Here is a 20,463-nt window from a genome sequence, read left to right on the forward strand (position 1 = left end):
CCGTGCTCCTCGATGGTGCGTGGGTTCGACGGATCAGAAGAGGGTGTCCGCGGCGAAGCGCAGGACGAGCTGGGGGTAGCCCGACAGCGCGACGCCGGCGACGGCGGTCACGACGATGGCCGCGGTGATGGCCGCCGGGGTTTGTTGTTTCGCCGCGGCGGGTCGGTCCGCGGGGGCGCCCTCGGGCGCGCGGAAGAGCACCGCCGTCCACTGCAGGTAGTAGTAGAGGGCGATGACGACGTTGACGCCCATGACGACGGCGAGCCAGCCCAGGCCCGCGTCGACCGCCGCCGAGAAGACGGTGACCTTGGCGAAGAGGCCGATGATGCCCGGCGGCAGGCCGGCCAGGCAGAGCAGGAAGAAGCCCATGGCGAGCGCGGCACCGGGCCGGGTCGCGTACAGGCCCCGGTAGTCGGAGATCCGGTTCAGCGGGTGCGTACGGGCGACCAGGGCGGCCACCGCGAAGGCGCCGAGGTTCACGACGGCGTACATCAGGGCGTAAGCGACAGTGGCGCCGATCTGGTCGTCGCCGGAGTACGCGGCCGCCGCGATCGGCACCAGGAGGTAGCCCGCCTGGCCCACCGAGGACCACGCGAGCAGCCGGACCGCGCTCCACGCGCGCGTGGGGACCTGCCGGAGGGCGGCGACGTTGCCGACGGTCATGGTGAGCGCGGCCAGCACCACGAGCGCCGGGCCCCACACGTCCGCGTACGTCGGGAAGGCGATGACGGTCACCAGGATGAGCCCGGAGAAGCCGACTGCCTTGCCGACGACGGAGAGGTAGGCGGCGACGGGCAGCGGCGCTCCGACATAGGTGTCGGGGACCCAGAAGTGGAACGGCACGGCGGCCGTCTTGAAGGCGAACCCGACGAGGGTGAGCGCGACGCCCGCCTTGGCGAGGGTCTCCAGCCGCGCCGGGACGTCGTCCAGGTTCTGGGCGATCTCGGTGAGGTGCAGGGTGCCGGTCGCCGCGTACACGAAGCTGACGCCGAGCAGCATGACGGCCGTGGCGGTGACCGAGGAGAGGAAGAACTTCAGCGCGGCCTCGCCGGACATGCGGTCGCCGCGCTTGAGGCCGACGAGGGCGAAGGCGGGCAGCGAGGCGACCTCCAGGGCGACGACCAGCGTCGCCAGGTCGCGGGAGGCGGGCAGCAGGGCGGCGCCGGCCGCGGAGGCGAGCAGCAGGAACCAGAACTCTCCGGGGGGCAGCTTCTCCTTGGTGTCGTGGAGCGACAGGAGCGCCGTCAGGAGCGCCCCTCCCAGCACCAGGAACTGGATGACCAGGGCGAAGTGGTCGGCGGTGTAGCTGCACGCGTCGGCGTCGGTGGTCAGGCAGAACGTGCTCCGGCTGCCGTCGCGCAGCGGCACGAGCGTGATGATCGCGGCGATGAGGCCCGCGATGGCGCCCCAGCCGAGGAGCTGCTTGCGTTCCTTCGGTACGAAGAGGTCGGCGACGAGCACGGCAAGGGCGACCACGGCCGTGATGGTCGGCGGCGCGATGGCGGCCCAGTCGACGGACTGGACCAGGTTGCCCGCGTCTGCGGCGCTCGTGGCGGCGAGGGTCACGACTTGCCTCCTGCGAGGAGCTTCTGCACGGCCGGGTCGGTCAGGCCGAGGAGGACCGCGGGCCAGAGGCCGGCGACGACGGTGAGGACGGCCAGCGGCGACCAGGCGGCGAGCTCGTACCTCTGGATGTCGGGGAGCGCCGGCTGGTCGGCGGCGGGCCTCGCGCCCATGCAGACGCGCCGCACGACGACCAGGAGGTACGCCGCGGTGAGCAGCGTGCCGAACGCGCCGACGGCCATGAAGGTGAGGAAGGCGGGCCGGCTGAGCCCCTCGGCCGGCTGGAACGCGCCGAACAGCGCGAGCATCTCGCCCCAGAACCCGGCGAGGCCGGGCAGCCCGAGGGAGGCGACGGCGGCGAATGCGAGGAGGCCGCCGAGGCGGGGCGCGCGGCCGTAGAGCGCGGCGCCGGTGGCCCCGGCGAGGGTGTCGAGGTCGGCGGTGCCGTACCGGTCCTTGATGGCACCGACCAGGAAGAACAGCAGGCCGGTGATGAGGCCGTGGGCGATGTTGGCGAAGAGCGCGCCGTTGACACCGGTGGGCGTCATGGTCGCGATGCCCAGGAGGACGAAGCCCATGTGGCCCACGGAGGAGTACGCGATGAGGCGCTTGAGGTCGCCCCTGGCGCCGGTGCGGGCGAGGAAGAGGCAGGCGAGCGATCCGTAGATGATGCCGGCGGCCGCGAACGCGGCCAGGTAGGGCGCGAGCGCGTGCATGCCGTCGGGGGCGATCGGCAGGGCGATCCGGACGAAACCGTACGTACCCATCTTCAGCAGGACGCCGGCGAGGAGGACGGAGCCGACGGTCGGCGCGGCGGTGTGGGCGTCCGGCAGCCAGCTGTGCAGCGGCCACATCGGGGTCTTCACCGCGAGGCCGATCCCGATCGCGAGAACCGCGATGACCTGCACGGACGTGGTGATGTCGCGGCCGTTGTCAGTGGCGAGTGCCACCATGTCGAAGGTGCCGGCCTTCAGTCCGATGAGGAGCAGGCCGAGCAGCATGACGACCGAACCGAGCAGCGTGTACAGGATGAACCGCCAGGCGGCCGGCCGGCGGCCCTCGCCGCCCCAGCGGGCGATGAGGAAGTACATCGGGATGAGGACCATCTCGAAGGCCACGAAGAACAGCAGCAGGTCGAGGACGGCGAAGGTCGCCAGCGTGCCGGACTCGAGGACGAGCAGCAGGGCGACGAAGGCCTTCGGGGACGGGCCCGCGGGCATCTTGAAGTAGCTGTAGAGCGCGCAGAGGAAGGTCAGCAGCGCGGTCAGGACCAGAAGGGGGAGGGAAATGCCGTCGACACCGAGGTGGATCCGCACGTCGAGCGCCGGGATCCAGCTGATGTCCGTCGTGGCCTGCATCCTCGACGGCTGGTCGTGGTCGAACCCGAGCGTGAGGACGATCGCGGCGGCGAGGATCGCGCCGGTGACGGTCACGCCGTGGCGGAGCACGGCCTGGTCCGGGGTCCTCCCCCTCAGTCCGGGCGGGGCGGGCAGGAGGGCTGCCGCGGCGCCGATGAGCGGGCCGACGACGAGGAACGCGAGAAGGAACTGCATCACGGATTCGCTGATATCGATCACGGCTCACGCTCCGGCGGCTACGAGGACGGCGGCGATCGCCAGGACGACGGAGCCGGCGAGCAGGGCGCTGAGGTAGGTCTGCACATTGCCGGTCTGGGCGTGCCGGACTGCCCGGCCCAGCAGGTTGGTGCCGCTGCCCGCTCCGCGGACGTACGTCTCGACGACCTCCCGGTCGAGGAAGTCGACCAGTGAGGCCGCCGCCCTGACAGGGCGTACGAAGAGGGCCGAGTAGACGGCGTCGAGGTGGAAGCCGGCGGCGGCGTGGCGGTGCAGCGGGCCGAGCAGCAGGCGGCCGGGGTCGGCGGGGTCGGGTGCCGCGGCGATGTCGCCGTACGCGGGCGTGTGGGTGGCGATCGCCTCGGCCTCGGAGACGGCGGGTTCGGCCTCGGGGTGGGCGGCGACCGCACCCATCGGGTGATGGGCGGCCATCGCGGTGGTGTGACGCCAGGTGGCGTAGGTGACGAGCCCGCCGACGAGGGCGATGCCCGTGCCCAGCACGGCGGTGGTGAGGGTCGGCGTCAGGGCGTGGCCGTCGAACCAGTCCCCGAGCACGCCGACCGTCAGGCCGAGGGCCAGGGAGGGGACGGCGAGCACCCACAGCACGGCGTTCATGACGATCGGCTGCCTGCTCGGGGGCTCTCCCGCCCGATCGGAGCCGAGGGCCCGAGCGGGGTCCAGGGCCTCGGCGCCCCGGCCCCGGAAGGCCAGCAGCCACAGACGGGTCGCGTACGCGGCGGTGAGGAGGGCGGCGAGGAGACCGGACACGAGGATGATCCAGCCCGCCCCGGCCGGGGCGACGGTCCGGTCGCCCAGGGCGGTGTGCTCGGCGGCCACCAGGACGGCTTCCTTGGAGAAGAAGCCGGCGAAGGGCGGGATCGCGGCCAGCGCGAGCAGGGCGACCGTCATCGTCCAGTAGGCATCGGGGATGCGGGCGGCGAGGCCCCGCATGCGGGACATGGCGGCCAGCGAGTTGGTGCCGGCGGCGTGGATGATCACGCCGGCGGCGAGGAAGAGGAGCGCCTTGAAGGCGCCGTGCGACAGGAGGTGGAAGACGGCCGCGCCCCGGTCGCCCACGGCCAGGGCGCCCGACATGTAGCCCAGCTGTCCGATGGTCGAGTAGGCGAGAACCCGCTTGATGTCGTCCTGTGCGAGGGCGGCGAGTCCGGAGCCGATCATCGTGACCGCGGCCATCACGGCGAGCACGGTCATGGCCACCGCGGAGGCGGCGAAGACGGGAAGGAGCCGGGCCACGAAGTACACGCCGGCGGTGACCATCGTCGCGGCGTGGATCAGCGCGGAGACGGGCGTCGGGCCGGCCATGGCGTCCGGCAGCCAGGTGTGCAGCGGGAACTGCGCGGACTTGCCGGCGACACCCGCGAGCAGCAGCAGCGCCACGAGGGTGGGGTGGTCGATGCCTCCGGCGGCGACCGCGCCGAGGATGCCGGTGATCCGGAACGTGCCGGCGTCGGCGGCCAGCGCGAACAGACCGATCAGGAAGGGGACGTCGCCGAGCTTGGTGACGAGGAAGGCCTTGAGGGAGGCGGCCCGCGCCTCGGGGGTCTCCCAGTAGTGGCCGACGAGGAAGTACGAGCAGATGCCCATGATCTCCCAGCCGACCAGCAGCACCATCAGGTCGCCGGAGTAGACGACGAGCAGCATCGCGGAGGTGAACAGGGAGACGAGCGCCGCGTACGAGGGGTAGCGCGGATCGTCACGGAGGTAGCCCGTGGAGTAGAGCTGGACGCACGAGGCGACGAGGCCCACCAGGACGGCGGTCAGGACCGCGAAGCCGTCCAGGCGCAGGGCCAGGTCGATCGGAACGGAGCCGGTCGGGGTGAGCTGGGTCGCCGCGTCGAGCGCCTTGCCGCCGCCCTGCCGTACGGCGACGAGGACGGCGAGCAGGAGGGCGGCGAGCGTCGGGAGCACGGCCAGCGGGCGCACGAACCCGGGGGCGGCGCGGCCGAGCAGCAGCCCGGCGACGGCGCCGAGGAACGGAAGGAGGGGAACGAGGACGGCGAGGGTCGTCGTGGTCACGCGGCGGCCTCGGCCTTCTCGTCGGGGCCCGCGGTCCCGTCGGAGCCCGGGCTCCCGTCGGGGCCCGCGGTCTCGGCGTTGTCGCGGAGCTTGTCGATGTCCGAGGTGCCGCGGTTGCGGTGAACCATCAGGACGATCGCCAGGCCGATGCCGATCTCGGCGGCGGCGATGGCGATGGTGAAGAGGGTCAGCGCCTGGCCGGCGTGGAGGGTGTCGCGCAGCCACACGTCGAAGGCGACCAGGTTCAGGTTGACGGCGTTGAGCATCAGCTCGACGGACATCAGGACCAGGATCGCGTTGCGGCGGGCGAGCACTCCGTACAGGCCGGTGCAGAACAGCAGGACGGCGAGGACCGCCGGGTAGGCGAGGTGCATCAGTTGCCGTCCTCCCGCTCGCGGTCCTTACGGGACAGGACGATGGCGCCGACGAGCGCGGCCAGGAGGAGGACGGAGAGCGCCTCGAAGGGCAGCACCCAGTGCCGGAAGAGGATGGCGCCCGACACCTTGGTCGAGCCCTGGGCGGGCCCGTCGAGGTCGATCCAGGTGGCGCGGAACGCGTCGACCACCACCCAGATCAGGGCGGCCGCGGCGGCGAGGGCCACCGCCAGGGCGGCCGGGCGGTTGCCCGAGTCGGCGTCGGGCGAGCGGCCGATGGGCGCCCTGGTGAGCATCAGACCGAAGAGGAGGAGGACGACGACGGAACCGACGTAGATCAGCACCTGGACCCAGGCGATGAACTCCGCGGTGAGGAGGAGGTACTCGACGGCGAGCCCACCGAGCGCCACGACCAGCCACAGCGCCGCGTGCACCAGTTGCTTGGTGGTGACGGTGATGACGGCGGCGCCGAGGGTGACGATCCCGACGAGGAGGAAGGCGATCTCGACGCCGGTGGGCGACAGGAAGCCGTGGGTGGCGGCGAGCGTCACGCGGTTCCTCCCTCGGCCGGGGGCTGCGGTTCGTCGGTGCCGGAGGCGGGGGGTGCCGGGTCCGCTCCGGCGGCTCGGGGGGCCTGAGTGGCTTCGGCGGCTCGGGTGGCGGCGAGCTTCTCCGCCGCCTTGCGGGCGGCGGCGAGTTCCTTGGGCTCCTCCGCGCCGGGGTCGAGGGCGGGCGGTTCGGGGACCGTCCACATCCACTCGCGGAGCTTGTCCCGCTCGTGGGTCAGGTCGTGGATGTCCGTCTCCGCGTACTCGAACTCGGGAGACCAGAACAGCGCGTCGAAAGGACAGACCTCGATGCAGATGCCGCAGTACATGCACAGGGCGAAGTCGATGGCGAACCGGTCGAGGACGTTACGGCTCCGCTCGCGGCCGCCGGGAGCGGCGGCGGGAATCGTCTCCTTGTGGGAGTCGATGTAGATGCACCAGTCGGGGCACTCACGCGCGCAGAGCATGCAGACCGTGCAGTTCTCCTCGAACAGGCCGATCACGCCGCGGGTGCGCGGCGGCAGGTCGGGCTGGGCGTCGGGGTACTGCGCGGTGTGGCTCTTCTTCGTCATCGTGCGGAGGGTGACGGCCAGGCCCTTGGCGAGGCCGGAGCCGGGAATCGGGGCCATTACTGGATCACCACCTTGACGACGCCGGTGAGGGCGATCTGGGCGAGGGCGAGCGGGACGAGCGTGGTCCAGGCGAGCTTCTGCAACTGGTCCTCGCGCAGCCGCGGGTAGCTCACACGCAGCCAGATCACGATGAAGGCGAGCACGGCGGTCTTGAGCAGGGTCCAGACCCAGCCGAGGCCCTCGGCCCCGAACGGACCGTGCCAGCCGCCGAGGAAGAGGACGGTGGTCAGACCGCACAGGACGACGATGCCGGCGTACTCGGCCAGGAGGAACAGCGCGAAACGGAGGCCCGTGTACTCGGTGTACGCCCCGAAGATGATCTCGGAGTCGGCGACCGGCATGTCGAACGGCGGGCGCTGGAGCTCGGCGAGGCCGGCGATGAAGAAGACGAGTGCGCCGACGATCTGCCACGGCAGCCACCACCACTCGAAGGCGTTGACGATGCCGGGGAGGGACACCGTGCCCGCCGCCATGGCGACGGACGCGGCCGCGAGGAGCATGGGCAGCTCGTAGGCGAGGAGCTGGGCGGCGGTGCGCAGGCCTCCGAGGAGGGAGAACTTGTTGGCTGACGCCCAGCCGGCCATGAGCGAGCCGAGCACGCCCACGCCCATGACGGCGAGCACGAAGAAGATGCCCGCGTCGACGACCTGTCCGACGGCTCCCTCGCTCGGGCCGATCGGGATGGCGACCAGGACGAGGAGGTACGGGAGCAGGGCGACGGCGGGGGCGAGCTGGAAGACGCGGCGGTCGGCGCTGGCCGGGACCACGTCCTCCTTCTGCGCGAACTTCACCCCGTCGGCGACGAGCTGGGCCCAGCCGTGGAACCCTCCGGCGTACATGGGCCCGAGGCGGCCCTGCATGTGGGCCATGACCTTGTGCTCGGTCTGTCCGATCACCAGAGGCAGGACCAGGAATACGGCGAAGACGACGAGCAGCCGGAGGGCGACGTCGAGTACGTCGTTCACGCGTCTCCTTCGATGTTCGTCCGTCGGTTCGTGTGTCGGTTCTCTGCGCTCGGTTCGGCACCGTCGGCGCTGTGGGCACCGTCGGCACCGTCCGCCCCGGGAGCCGCGTCGGACCTGTCGACCCCAGGGGGCGCGTCGGCCCTGTCGGCTCCGTCGTGGGTCGCGTTGGCACCGTCGGTCCCGTCGCCGCCGGGGGGCGCGTCGGCACCGTCGGCGCCGGGAGTCGCGGCGTCCCTCGCCTCGTCGCCGTTGCTCCCGGCCCCGGGCTTCGCCGCGGGCTCGGGGCGGCCGGTTTCGGGCGCGGGCTCGGGTGCCGGCTCCGGTGCGGGCGTCGGCTCGGGCGTCGAGGTGGGCGTCGGGTCCGGTGCGGGCGTCGGGTCCGGTGCGGGTGCCGGGGAGGAGTCCTTGGCCGCGTCCTGGGTCGGAGCCGGGTCCCGCGGCGCGTCCGGTGCCGGGGTTTCCGGGGCGGGCGTGTCGAAGGCGGGGCGCGGGTTGTTCCACGGGGCGTCCGCGCTGCGGGTGCGGGGCGGGGGCGTGGAGGACGTCTCCGTCCCCGGTTCGGCGCGCCCGCCGGCCGAGCCCGCGGCGGCGGAGCGCGTACGGCGGGGGGTGCCGGGGCCATCCGCCGGGGCGGCGGTCTGGCTCGCCGAGCCCTCCGAGGCGCTGCGCGCGCGGCGCGGCGGGGCCGTCTCCGGTGCGCCCGGCTCCGGGGCTGCCGCCTCCGGTGCCTGCCGGCTCGCCGAACCCTCGCCCGCCGTGCGCGTACGGCGGACCGGACGGTCGCCGGCTGCCCGCGCGGCACGGGCCGGGCGGGCGGGGGCGGGCGGCAACTGGCCCTTCAGCGGTCCCCAGTCGTTCGGGTCGGGGACGCCCGGCGGCAGCATCTGGCGCCGCTTGGGCCCGCCGTGCTCGGACTCCCCCGGCTCCTTGGCGCCCGGCCACGCCTTGGCCACGCGGGCGGCCAGCACGAAGTCCTTGCGCAGCGGGTGGCCTTCGAAGCCCTCCGGCAACAGCAGCGGCACCAGGTGCGGATGGTCGGTGAAGGTGACGCCGAACATCTCGTACGTCTCGCGCTCGTGCCAGCCCGCGCCCGCGTAGACGCCCACGGCGCTCGGCAGGGCGGGGGCGTCGTGCGGAACGGTCGTCCGCAGGAGGAGCCGCCGTACCCGGCCGCCCTCCAGGGCGACGACGTGGGCGCAGACGCGGAAGCCCGTGGCGGGCTCGTCGACCGCGCTCAGCCAGTCGAAGTACGTGCAGCCCAGCTCGTCGCGGGCGGTCTCCAGCGCGGTGATCCAGGACGCGGCGGGGACGTCGACCGTCAGCAGGTCGTACGCCCGCTCGGCCGTGGCCTCGTCGCCGAAGAGCTCGGTGGCGGCTTCCGGAAGGCGGTCGTACGCGTTCACGCCGTACCTCCCGGCGGGGGCACCAGGCCGCTGCGCAGCTGGCCGACCGACGACGGGCGTCCGTGGCCGTACCGCTCGCCGAGCGACTCGCGGGCGATCTTCTCCTGGAGCTTGAGGATGCCCTGGAGCAGCGCCTCGGGCCGCGGCGGGCAGCCGGGTACGTACACGTCGACCGGGATGATCTGGTCGACGCCCTTGGTGACGGAGTACGAGTCCCAGTAGGGGCCGCCGCAGTTGGAGCAGGCGCCGAAGGAGATGACGTACTTGGGCTCGGGCATCTGCTCGTACAGCCGCTTCACCGCGGGCGCCATCTTGTCGGTGACCGTCCCCGACACGACCATGAGGTCGGCCTGGCGCGGGCCCGGGGCGAAGGGGATCACGCCGAGCCGGATGAAGTCGTGCCGCGCCATCGACGCGGCGATGAACTCGATCGCGCAGCAGGCCAGCCCGAAGTTGAAGACCCACAGGCTGTAACGGCGGCCCCAGTTCAGGACCACCTTCATCGGCTCCGGCGCGAGCCGCGCGAGGGCTCCCAGCCTCTTCGGCTCGGGAAGATCGACAGGGGTCACGTCCATGTCAGGACGCCCTTCTTGTACGCGTAGAGCAGCCCCACGGCCAGGAAGCCGAGGAAGATGAACATCTCGACCAGCGTCGTGGCGCCGTAACCGGGTGCGGCGAAGACGGTCGCCCACGGGAAGAGGAAGATCGAGTCCACCGCGAAGATGACGTACAGAAAAGCGTAGACGTAATAGCGGACCTGCGTGTGGGCCCAGCCTTCGCCCACCGGGTCGACACCGCATTCGTACGTCAGCAGCTTCTCCGGCGTCGGCACCACCGGCCGCAGCAGCCGCCCGGCCGCGAAGGCGACCGCGACGAACAGCACGCCGATCAGGGCGAGCAGGCCGACGACCGAGTAGCTCTGGAAATAGTCGACGGCGAGTACGGTCGGTACGGTCCGCACAGTCGGTTCCGGCACGTCCGTCTCCCTCGCTCCCTGCCCTCGCGGCGATGTTTATGCGATCTGTACGCACGGGAGTCTAGGGCCTGGCAAAGCGCGGGTAATCAGCCGTACCGCACTTCAGGTGGGGCTAGCCCTACTTCATCTCCCCCCGCGGACCCCATGGCGTGCACGGGTCGCGCCCGGCAGGCTGGTCCGCATGACCGCACGCATCGCCTACGACCGGCACGTCTGGAAGGAGGTGGCCCATCTTCTGGCCAACCTCCCGATCGCCCTGATCGGCTTCGTCTACGTGGTGCTCATGGTCGCCGTCGGCGCGGGGCTGTCGGTGACCGTGGTCGGGCTGCCACTGCTCGCGGCCGGTCTGGGCGGAGCGCGCCGCCTGGGCCGGGCGGAGCGGGCGAGGGCGAGGGCGCTGCTCGGCATACGCGTCGAGGAGCCCAGCCCTCTGCCGCACAGGCCAGGCGGCGGCTTCTTCCCCTGGCTGTGGACGGTGCTGAAGGACTCGGTGGCATGGCGGACGGTGCTGTACGAGTTCATACGGCTCCCGTGGGGCGTGCTGACGTTCGTCGTGACGCTGGTGGGCCTCGTCGTCCTGTGGCCGGTGCTTCCGTATCTCGTCCGGGTGTTGAGCAACGCCGACCGGGCGATGGTGCGCGGTCTGTTGTCGCCGTCCGACGAACTGGAGCGGCGGATCGCGGAGCTGGAGTCGGACCGGGGCGTGGTCGTCGACACCGCCGCCGCCGACCTGCGCCGCATCGAGCGGGACCTGCACGACGGCGCCCAGGCCCGGCTGGTCGCCCTCGCCATGGGCCTCGGTCTGGCGAAGGAGAAGCTGCTGGAGGACCCGCAAGCCGCCGCCGCCATGGTCGACGAGGCACACGGCGAGGTGAAGCTCGCCCTCCAGGAGCTGCGCGACCTCGCACGCGGCATCCACCCCGCCGTCCTGACCGACCGCGGCCTCGACGCCGCCCTGTCCTCCGTCGCCACCCGCTGCACCGTCCCGGTGACCGTCACCGTCGACCTGCCCGAGCGGCCGGCGGAGGCGATCGAGGGCATCGCCTACTTCACCGCCTCCGAGCTGCTCCAGAACGTGTCCAAGCATTCCCGGGCGCGCAGGGCCGCGGTCGACGTGTGGCGGGCGGAGGACCGGCTGCTGATCCAGGTCACCGACGACGGGTGCGGGGGCGCCCGGCTCGACGGGGGCACGGGGATGGCGGGCCTGGCGGAGCGTCTGGGGGCGGTGGACGGCCTGTTCGTCCTCGACTCCCCGCCCGGTGGGCCGACGACGGTGACCGCCGAGTTGCCCTGGCGCCGCCGCGCCACATTCCGCCCCGCGTCCCGCAAGAGGAGCGGCGACTAGAGGAGCGGCGACCGGGTGCACCCCAGCCCGACGGGGGATAACCCCCGGCCGAAGACGGACGCGAGCCTCATGGTGCCCGTCCGCCCGGTCCAGCACGCTTGACGTACCGAACGCGCTCCCCGGGCCCGGCCCGCCCCAGCCCGGACCCACCGGCGCACCCCGCTTCGGCCCCACGCCCCGGCGCCGCGCACGCAGCGATCACACCGCGGTTCCCGCGGACCCTGCCGACGACGAGAAACGGACGGACGACCCGATGGCCCTGGCCTATGGACCGGAGACCCGGCACCACCGCCTTCCCGCGGCGCTGCGGGCGCCCTTCGAGGCCCGCACCTGGCGCGAGTTCGGTTACCTGGTGATCGGCCTGCCGCTGAGTGTCCTCTCTTTCGCCTTGTCCATAGCCATGGTGTCGCTCGGCGCAGGCTTGGTGGTGACCTTCCTGGGCATACCGCTGCTCGCCGCCGCCCTCTGCGTGTGCCGCGGCTTCGGCATGCTGGAGCGGGCGCGGGCGCGGGGCATGCTGGGAGTGGAGATAGCCGATCTCCCGCCCGTGCGCCGCCGGTCCGGGAGCGGGCTGATGGGCTGGGTGGGCGGTGTCCTCAAGAGCGGTGAGTCCTGGCGGCACTTCCTCTACTCGGTCCTGCACATGCCGTGGGCGATCTTCGCCTTCACCATCGCGGTGGCCTTCTGCGCGTACGGCTGGGGTCTGCTGACGTACCCGCTGTGGCGATGGGTCTTCCCGGTGTACGCGGGGGTGGACGGGCTTCAGCTGTACGGGGACGGAACGCACACGTTCTTTCTGGACTCGCCGGTGGAGATCGCCGTCACCAGCCTGTGCGGACTGTTCTTCGTGCTCGTCACCCCTTGGGTGATCCGGGCACTGGTGACGGTCGACCGGCTGATGGTGAGGGGCCTGCTGAGTCCCTCCCGGCTGGCGACCCGCGTCTCCGAGCTGGAGTCGGACCGGGGCGTGGTCGTCGACACCGCCGCCGCCGACCTGCGCCGCATCGAGCGGGACCTGCACGACGGCGCCCAGGCCCGGCTGGTCGCCCTCGCCATGGATCTGGGCCTGGCGAAGGAGAAGCTGCTGGAGGACCCGCAAGCCGCCGCCGCCATGGTCGACGAGGCACACGGCGAGGTGAAACTCGCCCTCCAGGAGCTGCGCGACCTCGCACGCGGCATCCACCCCGCCGTCCTGACCGACCGCGGCCTCGACGCCGCCCTGTCCTCCGTCGCCACCCGCTGCACCGTGCCCGTCCGCGTGGAGGTGGACCTGCCGACCCGGCCGATACCGGCCATCGAGGGCATCGCCTACTTCACCGTCTCGGAGCTGCTCCAGAACGTCTCGAAGCACTCGCGAGCAAGCCGTGCGACGGTCGACGTATGGCGAGTGGAGGACAGGCTGATGCTCCAGGTGACGGACGACGGTCGTGGCGGCGCGGACGTGACCAAGGGCGGGGGCCTTGCCGGGCTGACGGAGCGACTGGACGCGGTGGACGGCATCTTCGCCGTGCACTCCCCGGTCGGCGGCCCGACGACGATCACCGCCGAGCTGCCCTGGCGGGGCTGACCCCGCCGCCCTCCTGCCGCTGTCGCCGGCCCCCGGGCTCGACGACCGCTCCGACCCCCGTCCCCGCGCACCTCGATGTCCACCTCCGTCGCGTCCGGAAGGCCGCCGGCCCGGGTGTTATCCACAGGCCGGCCCATCGGCATCCGGCTGCTGGGATGCTGGGGCACAGACGCGGGAATCGCGTGGTGTACATCGATTCATGGGGGTTGCGGCTCGTGGTGGAGGACAGGGTGCGCGTGGTCATCGCGGAGGATTCGGTACTGCTCCGGGAGGGCCTGACCCGGTTGCTGACCGACCTGGGCCACGACGTCGTCGCCGGGGTCGGGGACGGTGAGGCGCTGGTCAAGACGGTGGGCGAGCTGGCCGACGAGGGCGCGCTGCCGGACGTGGTGGTGGCTGATGTACGGATGCCGCCGACCCACACCGACGAGGGGGTGCGGGCGGCGGTACGGCTCCGTGCGGAGTACCCGGGCATAGGGGTGCTGGTGCTGTCGCAGTACGTGGAGGAGCGGTACGCCACGGAGCTGCTGGCCGGCAGCAGCCGGGGGGTGGGCTATCTGCTGAAGGACCGGGTCGCCGAGGTGCGGGAGTTCGTGGACGCGGTGGTGCGGGTCGCCCGGGGCGGCACCGCGCTGGACCCGGAAGTGGTGGCGCAGCTGCTCGGCCGCAGCCGTAAGCAGGATGTGCTGGCGGCACTGACGCCCCGCGAGCGCGAGGTCCTCGGACTGATGGCGGAAGGCCGGACGAACTCGGCGATCGCGCGCCAGCTGAACGTGAGCGAGGGCGCGGTGGAGAAGCACGTGAGCAACATCTTCCTGAAGCTCGGCCTGTCGCCGAGCGACGGGGACCATCGCCGGGTGCTCGCGGTGCTGACCTACCTGAACGGCTGACGTGCGGCGCCCGCCGGGCGGGCGCCGCACGCCGCGGCACCTGCCGCACGGACCGGAACCGAAGACTGAGTCTGGAGCGTCGTTACCGAACGGCGCGGGGGGAGACAAAGCATGATGATCCACGGTGTGCGGACGCTTCGGAGAGGCGTCCATCATGTGAGCGATCCAGGGAGGGCGCCCCTTACGGACGTAGGGTGGGCCTTGGGACGGCCGGTGGGCCGGCTGTCTCCCGAGCGTTCCCCCGCCGACGGCGGGGAGGCCCCTTGTCTCGAGGGAGGTCCAGTTCAGTGACCAGCCAGGTCAGTAGCCCAGCCGATCGGGCCGACGGGTCCGGTGGGACCCACACGGCCGGCGAGGCTGTCGTCGGGGAACAGCGCGACGGCCCCGGCCAGCAGGGTGCGGAGAAGGAAGTACGCCGTCTGGACCGGGTGATCATTCGTTTCGCGGGTGACTCGGGCGACGGTATGCAGCTGACGGGCGACCGTTTCACGTCGGAGACGGCGTCGTTCGGGAACGACCTGTCGACGCTGCCGAACTTCCCCGCTGAGATCCGGGCGCCCGCCGGCACCCTGCCGGGTGTCTCGTCGTTCCAGCTGCACTTCGCCGACCATGACATCCTCACGCCGGGCGACGCGCCGAACGTGCTGGTGGCCATGAACCCCGCCGCGCTGAAGGCGAACATCGGGGACGTGCCTCGCGGCAGCGAGATCATCGTCAACACCGACGAGTTCGCCAAGCGGGCCATGGCGAAGGTCGGCTATGAGACGTCCCCGCTGGAGGACGGCTCGCTGGACGGCTACCGGGTGCACCCGGTGCCCCTGACGACGCTGACGATCGAGGCGCTCAAGGACTTCGGCCTGCCCCGCAAGGAGGCCGAGCGTTCCAAGAACATGTTCGCGCTCGGGCTGCTCAGCTGGATGTACCACCGGCCGACCGAGGGCACGGAGAGGTTCCTGCGGCAGAAGTTCGCCAGGAAGCCGGAGATCGCCGAGGCCAACGTGGCGGCGTTCCGGGCGGGGTGGAACTTCGGCGAGACGACCGAGGACTTCGCCGTCTCGTACGAGGTCGCCCCCGCCACCAAGGCGTTCCCCGCCGGCACCTACCGCAACATCTCCGGGAACCTGGCCCTCGCCTACGGTCTGATCGCCGCGTCCCGGCAGGCGGACCTGCCGCTGTACCTGGGCTCATACCCGATCACTCCGGCGTCCGACATCCTGCACGAGCTGTCCAAGCACAAGAACTTCGGTGTGCGGACCTTCCAGGCCGAGGACGAGATCGCCGGTATCGGCGCCGCCCTGGGCGCGGCCTTCGGTGGGTCCCTGGCCGTCACGACCACGTCCGGCCCCGGTGTGGCTCTGAAGTCCGAGACGATCGGTCTCGCGGTCTCGCTGGAGCTGCCGCTGCTGATCGTCGACATCCAGCGCGGCGGCCCGTCCACCGGCCTGCCGACCAAGACCGAGCAGGCGGATCTGCTCCAGGCGATGTACGGGCGCAACGGCGAGGCGCCGGTGCCGGTCGTGGCGCCGAGGACTCCGGCGGACTGCTTCGACGCGACGCTGGAGGCGGCGCGGATCGCGCTGACCTACCGCACCCCGGTGTTCCTGCTCTCCGACGGCTATCTGGCCAACGGCTCGGAGCCGTGGCGCGTCCCGGACCTCGACGAGCTGCCCGACCTGGGTGTCCGGTTCGCCACCGGCCCCAACCACACCCTGGACGACGGCACCGAGGTGTTCTGGCCGTACAAGCGCGACCCCGAGACGCTGGCCAGGCCGTGGGCACTGCCCGGTACACCGGGGCTGGAGCACCGCATCGGCGGCATCGAGAAGCAGGACGGCACGGGCAACATCTCGTACGACCCGGCCAACCACGACTTCATGGTCCGCACCCGTCAGGCCAAGGTCGACGGCATCGACGTCCCCGACCTGGAGATCGACGACCCGGGTTCCGCGGCCCGCACCCTGGTGCTGGGATGGGGCTCGACGTACGGGCCGATCACGGCCGCCGTGCGACGGCTGCGCGCCGCGGGCGAGTCCATCGCCCAGGCCCACCTGCGCCACCTCAACCCCTTCCCGAAGAACCTCGGGGTTGTGCTGAAGCGGTACGACAAGGTCGTCGTGCCGGAGATGAACCTGGGCCAGCTCGCCACTCTCATCAGGGCGAAATATCTGGTCGCCGCGCACAGCTACAACCAGGTGAACGGGATGCCGTTCAAGGCGGAGCAGCTCGCCACGGCTCTCAAGGAGGCCATCCATGACTGAGGCGCTGAAGCTGGTCCCCAAGGCCGAGGCCAAGCAGTCCATGAAGGACTTCAAGTCCGATCAGGAAGTGCGCTGGTGCCCCGGTTGCGGTGACTACGCCATCCTCGCCGCCGTGCAGGGCTTCATGCCCGAGCTCGGTCTGGCGAAGGAGAACATCGTCTTCGTCTCGGGTATCGGCTGCTCGTCCCGGTTCCCGTACTACATGAACACGTACGGGATGCACTCGATCCACGGCCGGGCGCCCGCGATCGCGACCGGCCTGGCCTCCTCCCGCACCGACCTGTCCGTCTGGGTCGTCACCGGTGACGGGGACGCGCTGTCCATCGGCGGCAACCACCTCATCCATGCCCTGCGGCGCAACGTCAACCTCAAGATCCTTCTGTTCAACAACCGGATCTACGGCCTGACCAAGGGGCAGTACTCACCGACCTCGGAGGTCGGCAAGGTCACCAAGTCGACACCGATGGGCTCGCTCGACGCGCCGTTCAACCCGGTGTCCCTCGCCATCGGCGCGGAGGCGTCCTTCGTGGCGCGGACCGTCGACTCCGACCGCAAGCACCTCACGGAGGTCCTGCGGCAGGCGGCCGACCACCCCGGCACGGCGCTGGTGGAGATCTACCAGAACTGCAACATCTTCAACGACGGGGCCTTCGACGCGCTGAAGGACAAGGAGAAGGCCGAAGAGGCGGTGATCCGGCTGGAGCACGGGCAGCCTGTCCGCTTCGGCCCGGACAGCCGCAAGGGTGTCGTGCGGGACGCGGCCACCGGCGACCTGAAGGTCGTGACGGTCACGCCCGAGAACGAGAGCCAGGTCATCGTCCACGACGCGCACGGCGCGAGCCCGACCACGGCGTTCGCCCTGTCCCGGCTCGCGGACCCGGACACGTTGCACCACACGCCCATCGGCGTGTTCCGCGCGGTCCGGCGTCCCGTCTACGACACGCAGATGGCCGACCAGCTCGACGCGGCCGTCGAGCAGAACGGCAAGGGCGACCTCGCCGCGCTGCTCGCGGGCAACGACACCTGGACGGTCGTCGGCTGACGTCCGGCGCGCACGGCTGCGAAGGCCCGGGTCTCCCTGAGGAGGCCCGGGCCTCGTCGTAGGCGTCCGTGCCCGCCGGACACCGCCGACGTGGCGTTCGGTCCATCGCGCCGGCGCGTACACCCGCCCGGCGGTCTCCCTCCCGGGCACGGTGAGCGAGCGGTCGGGCGCGTGGCGGGACGACGGGGCCGGCGTCGCGGCGGAGGAGCGCGTCCCGCGACGGGCACGGAGCGTCTGGGCGAGCGTCTTCCCGCGGACGAGGGACTCGGCGTCGTCGCCGACGCGGTGGCGCGGGCGCCCGGCCGACTGTGACGCAGGCGTCATGACCGTATCGCGGTACGGGCATGACAGGCCGGCCCGCACGGCGTTACCTTCGTCCGCAGGACATGTTCAGGGCATGTCCAGGGCGTGTGCGGGACAGGGCGCGGAAGGGCGGCGGCCGGTGGCGGCGAAGAGCGGCGGCGAGCAGCGGGCGGGGTTCCTCTACGGCGTGAGCGCCTACGGCATGTGGGGCCTCGTGCCGTTGTTCTGGCCGCTGTTGAAGCCGGCCGGGGCGGTTGAGATCCTGGCCCACCGCATGGTCTGGTCCCTGGCCGTCGTCGGCGTCGCGCTCCTCGCGCTGCGCCGCTGGGGCTGGATACGCGAGTTGCTGGGACAGCCCCGCAAGCTCGGCCTGATCGCGCTCGCCGCGACCGTGATCACCGTCAACTGGGGCCTGTACATCTGGGCCGTGAACGCCGGCCAGGTGGTGGAGGCCTCGCTCGGCTACTTCATCAACCCGCTGGTCACCATCGCCATGGGCGTCCTCCTGCTGAAGGAACGGCTCCGGCCGGCGCAGTGGGCGGCCGTAGGCACCGGGTTCGCGGCGGTGGTGGTCCTGGCGGTGGGATACGGCCGGCCGCCGTGGATCTCACTGATCCTCGCCTTCTCCTTCGCGGTCTACGGCCTGGTGAAGAAGAAGGTCAACATCGGGGGCCTGGAGTCGCTGGCGGCGGAGACCGCCGTCCAGTTCCTGCCGGCGCTGGCGTATCTGGTGTGGCTGGGCTCGGTGGGCTCGGCCCACTTCGGTACGGAGGGGGCGGGGCACGCGGCGCTGCTCGCCGCGACGGGCGTGGTCACCGCGGTGCCGCTGGTCTGCTTCGGCGCGGCGGCGATCCGGGTGCCGCTGTCGACGATGGGGCTGCTGCAGTACCTCGCGCCGGTGTTCCAGTTCCTGCTCGGCGTCGTCTACTTCCACGAGGCGATGCCGCCGGAGCGGTGGGCGGGCTTCTCCCTCGTCTGGCTGGCCCTGACGATCCTGACGGTGGACGCGCTGCGGACGTCGCGGCGTACGAGGGCGGAGGCGGCGGCGCTGCGGCTGTCGGCGGCGACCGCGGCGGCGACCCCGGCGGCGGCGGACGGCCCGCTGGACCAGCCGCGTGCGGACGCCCCGAAGGTCTAGGGCACCAGTTCCGCCACCACCCGGCGCATGACGTCCTGCCAGTGCGTGCGGCGCCGCTCACGCTCGTCCGCGCTCGCGAGGCGCTCCTGGTGGAAGCGGAGGACCGCCTTTGCGGGGCCGGCCGCCGAGACGGCGACCTGGAGCGTCGTCCCGCCGTAGGTGAGGCGTACGCGGTCGCCGGGCCGGTAGCCGCGCACTTCGCCGGTGACGCCGTCGACCGTCTCGTACGCCGCCCCCTTCTCCGTGGGCAGCCCGCCCCGCACGCCGCCCAGCCACAGCGCGACACCTCGCGGGCCGGCGATGAAGTCCCAGACGGCGTCGGCGGGCAGCGGCAGGGTCTTCGACACGCCGATCTCCCAGCCCGCGTCGCGGGTCAGTCCTGTGGGCATGGTTCCTCTCCTTCGCTCCGGGTACGGGCGCGATGCGCGCGCACCTTGTGGCGGTTGCCGCACCGCTCCATCGCGCACCAGCGGCGCCGGCCGGGGCGGGAGGTGTCGACGAAGAGCAGGTAGCAGTCGTGGCTCGCGCACTCGCGGATCCGGCCCGCCGCCGCGTGCGGGCCCGTGAACAGGTCGATCGCGTCGCGGGCGACCGTCGACAGCAACCCGGCCACACTCGCGCCGGGCGCCCACTCCCGCTGCCCCGTGGCCGTCATGCGCACGGCCAGCGGCGGTACGGCCGCGGCCGCGTTCACCACGGCCAGGCCGGCGGCCGCGAGAGGGCGGCCGTGTGCCCGGGCGGCGGTGAGCCCGAGCAGGGCGTCGCGCACCTCCCGTACGGCGGCGAGGTCGCCCTCGTCCACCGGCGGCAGCCGGAGGCCCGGCGGCTCCAGGCGGCTGGCCGCGACCCAGTCGAGCAGGCCGGCGGGGGTGTCGAGCACCTCGAACCGGGCGAGCGGGCCGGGCCCGCCGGTGAGCAGCAGCTCCAGGCAGAGCGCGCCGGGGTCGAAACGGAAGGAGCCGCCATCCGGCGGATTCAGGATCATGCCCGTTGCGCACTCACTCACATAACCAATATAACTGGTTACATGACCACGCTCCACTGGAAACTCGTGATCGACGCGGCCGACCCGCACGCCCAGGCCGACTTCTGGGCCGAGGCCCTGGGATACCTGGTCGAGGACAACAGCGCCCAGATCGACCGGTTGATCGGCCTCGGATACGTGACGGAGGCCGAGACCGTCGAGGCGCACGGCCGTCGCGCGTGGCGCGATCTGGTCGCCGTCCGGCATCCGGACGATCCGTATCAGGAGGAGACGGGCATCGGGCTCGGTAGGCGGCTGCTCTTCCAGCGGGTGCCCGAGCCGAAGACGGGGAAGAACCGTCTCCACCTCGACCTGCACGCCCCGCCGGGCCGGCGCGACGCGGAGGTGGTCCGCCTGGAGGCGCGCGGCGCGTCCGTGCTGCGCCACGTCAAGGAGCCGGGCGGCGAATGGACCCTCATGGCGGACCCGGAGGGCAACGAGTTCTGCGTGCAGTAGCGACGGAACGGACGTGCCGCGCCCTTACGGGGCCGCGGCAGCCCCTCGGCGGGCGCGTATCCCCTCGGCGGCGCGGCGGCCCCGCCGCGGGACGCCCCCGCCCGGACGGTCCGCGACCAGTAGCGCGGGCACAGAGCAGCACGCCCCCGGATGCCGGGCAACTCCCCGGCCCGCGCTCGCGCCCGTGCTCACGTCCGTGCTCGCGCCCGTGCTCGTGCTGACGCATGCGGGCGGCACCCCCGCCGCAACCCCGCAAGGGCGGTCATGGCCGAAAAGCCGCACGGCGGTGTTCGTTCCGCGACCACTCCATACCGGGATTCTTCCGATATCCGAACACTCGTGACCGGTTTACGCCCTTGACGCTGAGT

The 20,463-nt window shown here is 72.1% G+C and carries 19 protein-coding genes; 7 read left to right on the top strand and 12 right to left on the bottom strand.

What is annotated here, in order from left to right:
- Positions 1–33: 33 nt before the first annotated feature.
- From ABD347_RS19905 to ABD347_RS19950, 10 genes are read right to left on the bottom strand one after another with little or no spacing between them, the layout of a single operon-like run.
- Entirely contained in the window at positions 34–1,566 is a 1,533-nt protein-coding gene (locus ABD347_RS19905) for an NADH-quinone oxidoreductase subunit N (RefSeq protein ID WP_344363153.1), read from the bottom strand.
- The gene (locus tag ABD347_RS19910) at positions 1,563–3,116 is read right to left on the bottom strand and encodes a complex I subunit 4 family protein (protein ID WP_344363424.1); all 1,554 of its coding nucleotides are present in this window, start codon (positions 3,114–3,116) and stop codon (positions 1,563–1,565) included. Before ABD347_RS19910 ends, ABD347_RS19905 begins: the two co-directional genes overlap by 4 nt.
- Positions 3,117–3,143: 27 nt before the next feature.
- Positions 3,144–5,174, bottom strand: coding sequence for an NADH-quinone oxidoreductase subunit 5 family protein (locus tag ABD347_RS19915; protein WP_344363155.1), 2,031 nt, complete (start codon positions 5,172–5,174; stop codon positions 3,144–3,146).
- Complete coding sequence (gene nuoK / locus ABD347_RS19920; protein ID WP_344363158.1) at positions 5,171–5,548, bottom strand: NADH-quinone oxidoreductase subunit NuoK; 378 nt, start codon at positions 5,546–5,548, stop codon at positions 5,171–5,173. The genes ABD347_RS19915 and nuoK overlap by 4 nt, the downstream gene beginning before the upstream one ends.
- The gene (locus tag ABD347_RS19925; RefSeq protein ID WP_344363160.1) at positions 5,548–6,099 is read right to left on the bottom strand and encodes an NADH-quinone oxidoreductase subunit J family protein; all 552 of its coding nucleotides are present in this window, start codon (positions 6,097–6,099) and stop codon (positions 5,548–5,550) included. The genes nuoK and ABD347_RS19925 overlap by 1 nt, the downstream gene beginning before the upstream one ends.
- On the bottom strand, positions 6,096–6,725 hold the full coding sequence (locus ABD347_RS19930; protein WP_344363163.1) for a NuoI/complex I 23 kDa subunit family protein: 630 nt from the start codon (positions 6,723–6,725) through the stop codon (positions 6,096–6,098). Before ABD347_RS19930 ends, ABD347_RS19925 begins: the two co-directional genes overlap by 4 nt.
- A complete protein-coding gene (locus ABD347_RS19935) occupies positions 6,725–7,693 on the bottom strand; it encodes a complex I subunit 1/NuoH family protein (protein ID WP_344363166.1) in 969 nt (322 codons plus the stop codon). The genes ABD347_RS19930 and ABD347_RS19935 overlap by 1 nt, the downstream gene beginning before the upstream one ends.
- Positions 7,690–9,096 (bottom strand): NADH-quinone oxidoreductase subunit C, encoded by a 1,407-nt coding sequence (locus ABD347_RS19940; protein ID WP_344363169.1) that lies wholly within the window; start codon positions 9,094–9,096, stop codon positions 7,690–7,692. Before ABD347_RS19940 ends, ABD347_RS19935 begins: the two co-directional genes overlap by 4 nt.
- A complete protein-coding gene (locus ABD347_RS19945) occupies positions 9,093–9,671 on the bottom strand; it encodes an NADH-quinone oxidoreductase subunit B (RefSeq protein WP_344363171.1) in 579 nt (192 codons plus the stop codon). The genes ABD347_RS19940 and ABD347_RS19945 overlap by 4 nt, the downstream gene beginning before the upstream one ends.
- Entirely contained in the window at positions 9,662–10,072 is a 411-nt protein-coding gene (locus ABD347_RS19950) for an NADH-quinone oxidoreductase subunit A (RefSeq protein WP_073753384.1), read from the bottom strand. Before ABD347_RS19950 ends, ABD347_RS19945 begins: the two co-directional genes overlap by 10 nt.
- A gap of 181 nt (positions 10,073–10,253) precedes the next feature.
- Between ABD347_RS19950 and ABD347_RS19955 the strand changes: the two genes are divergently transcribed.
- The 6 genes from ABD347_RS19955 to rarD all read left to right on the top strand — a co-directional run bounded on the left by ABD347_RS19955 (position 10,254) and on the right by rarD (position 18,615).
- Positions 10,254–11,417: a sensor histidine kinase gene (locus tag ABD347_RS19955; RefSeq protein WP_344363174.1), complete on the top strand. Its 1,164-nt coding sequence runs from the start codon at positions 10,254–10,256 to the stop codon at positions 11,415–11,417.
- 253 nt (positions 11,418–11,670) lie between these two features.
- Positions 11,671–12,984: a sensor histidine kinase gene (locus ABD347_RS19960; protein WP_344363177.1), complete on the top strand. Its 1,314-nt coding sequence runs from the start codon at positions 11,671–11,673 to the stop codon at positions 12,982–12,984.
- Positions 12,985–13,214: 230 nt separating this feature from the next.
- Positions 13,215–13,874 (top strand): response regulator transcription factor, encoded by a 660-nt coding sequence (locus tag ABD347_RS19965; RefSeq protein ID WP_344363427.1) that lies wholly within the window; start codon positions 13,215–13,217, stop codon positions 13,872–13,874.
- 287 nt (positions 13,875–14,161) lie between these two features.
- Positions 14,162–16,132: a 2-oxoacid:acceptor oxidoreductase subunit alpha gene (locus ABD347_RS19970; protein ID WP_344363179.1), complete on the top strand. Its 1,971-nt coding sequence runs from the start codon at positions 14,162–14,164 to the stop codon at positions 16,130–16,132.
- Positions 16,125–17,174 carry a 2-oxoacid:ferredoxin oxidoreductase subunit beta gene (locus ABD347_RS19975; protein WP_344363181.1) on the top strand — a complete coding sequence of 350 codons (1,050 nt, stop codon included), beginning with the start codon at positions 16,125–16,127 and terminating at the stop codon, positions 17,172–17,174. Before ABD347_RS19970 ends, ABD347_RS19975 begins: the two co-directional genes overlap by 8 nt.
- 397 nt (positions 17,175–17,571) lie before the next feature.
- On the top strand, positions 17,572–18,615 hold the full coding sequence (gene rarD, locus ABD347_RS19980) for an EamA family transporter RarD (protein ID WP_425575708.1): 1,044 nt from the start codon (positions 17,572–17,574) through the stop codon (positions 18,613–18,615).
- On the opposite strand, the gene ABD347_RS19985 is transcribed toward rarD, so the two are convergent.
- Together ABD347_RS19985 and ABD347_RS19990 are read right to left on the bottom strand one after the other, a co-directional pair.
- The gene (locus tag ABD347_RS19985; RefSeq protein WP_344363183.1) at positions 18,612–19,004 is read right to left on the bottom strand and encodes an SRPBCC domain-containing protein; all 393 of its coding nucleotides are present in this window, start codon (positions 19,002–19,004) and stop codon (positions 18,612–18,614) included. The two genes, rarD and ABD347_RS19985, sit on opposite strands and share 4 nt — an antisense overlap.
- Positions 18,989–19,600 (bottom strand): CGNR zinc finger domain-containing protein, encoded by a 612-nt coding sequence (locus ABD347_RS19990; RefSeq protein ID WP_344363432.1) that lies wholly within the window; start codon positions 19,598–19,600, stop codon positions 18,989–18,991. The genes ABD347_RS19985 and ABD347_RS19990 overlap by 16 nt, the downstream gene beginning before the upstream one ends.
- A 42-nt stretch (positions 19,601–19,642) precedes the next feature.
- Here ABD347_RS19990 and ABD347_RS19995 point away from each other — a divergent pair, with 42 nt between their 5' ends.
- Positions 19,643–20,095, top strand: a complete 453-nt coding sequence (locus ABD347_RS19995) for a VOC family protein (protein WP_344363185.1) — start codon at positions 19,643–19,645, stop codon at positions 20,093–20,095.
- Positions 20,096–20,463: the final 368 nt, after the last annotated feature.

It is taken from the genome of Streptomyces gobitricini, from assembly GCF_039532985.1.
Classification (GTDB): domain Bacteria; phylum Actinomycetota; class Actinomycetes; order Streptomycetales; family Streptomycetaceae; genus Streptomyces; species Streptomyces gobitricini.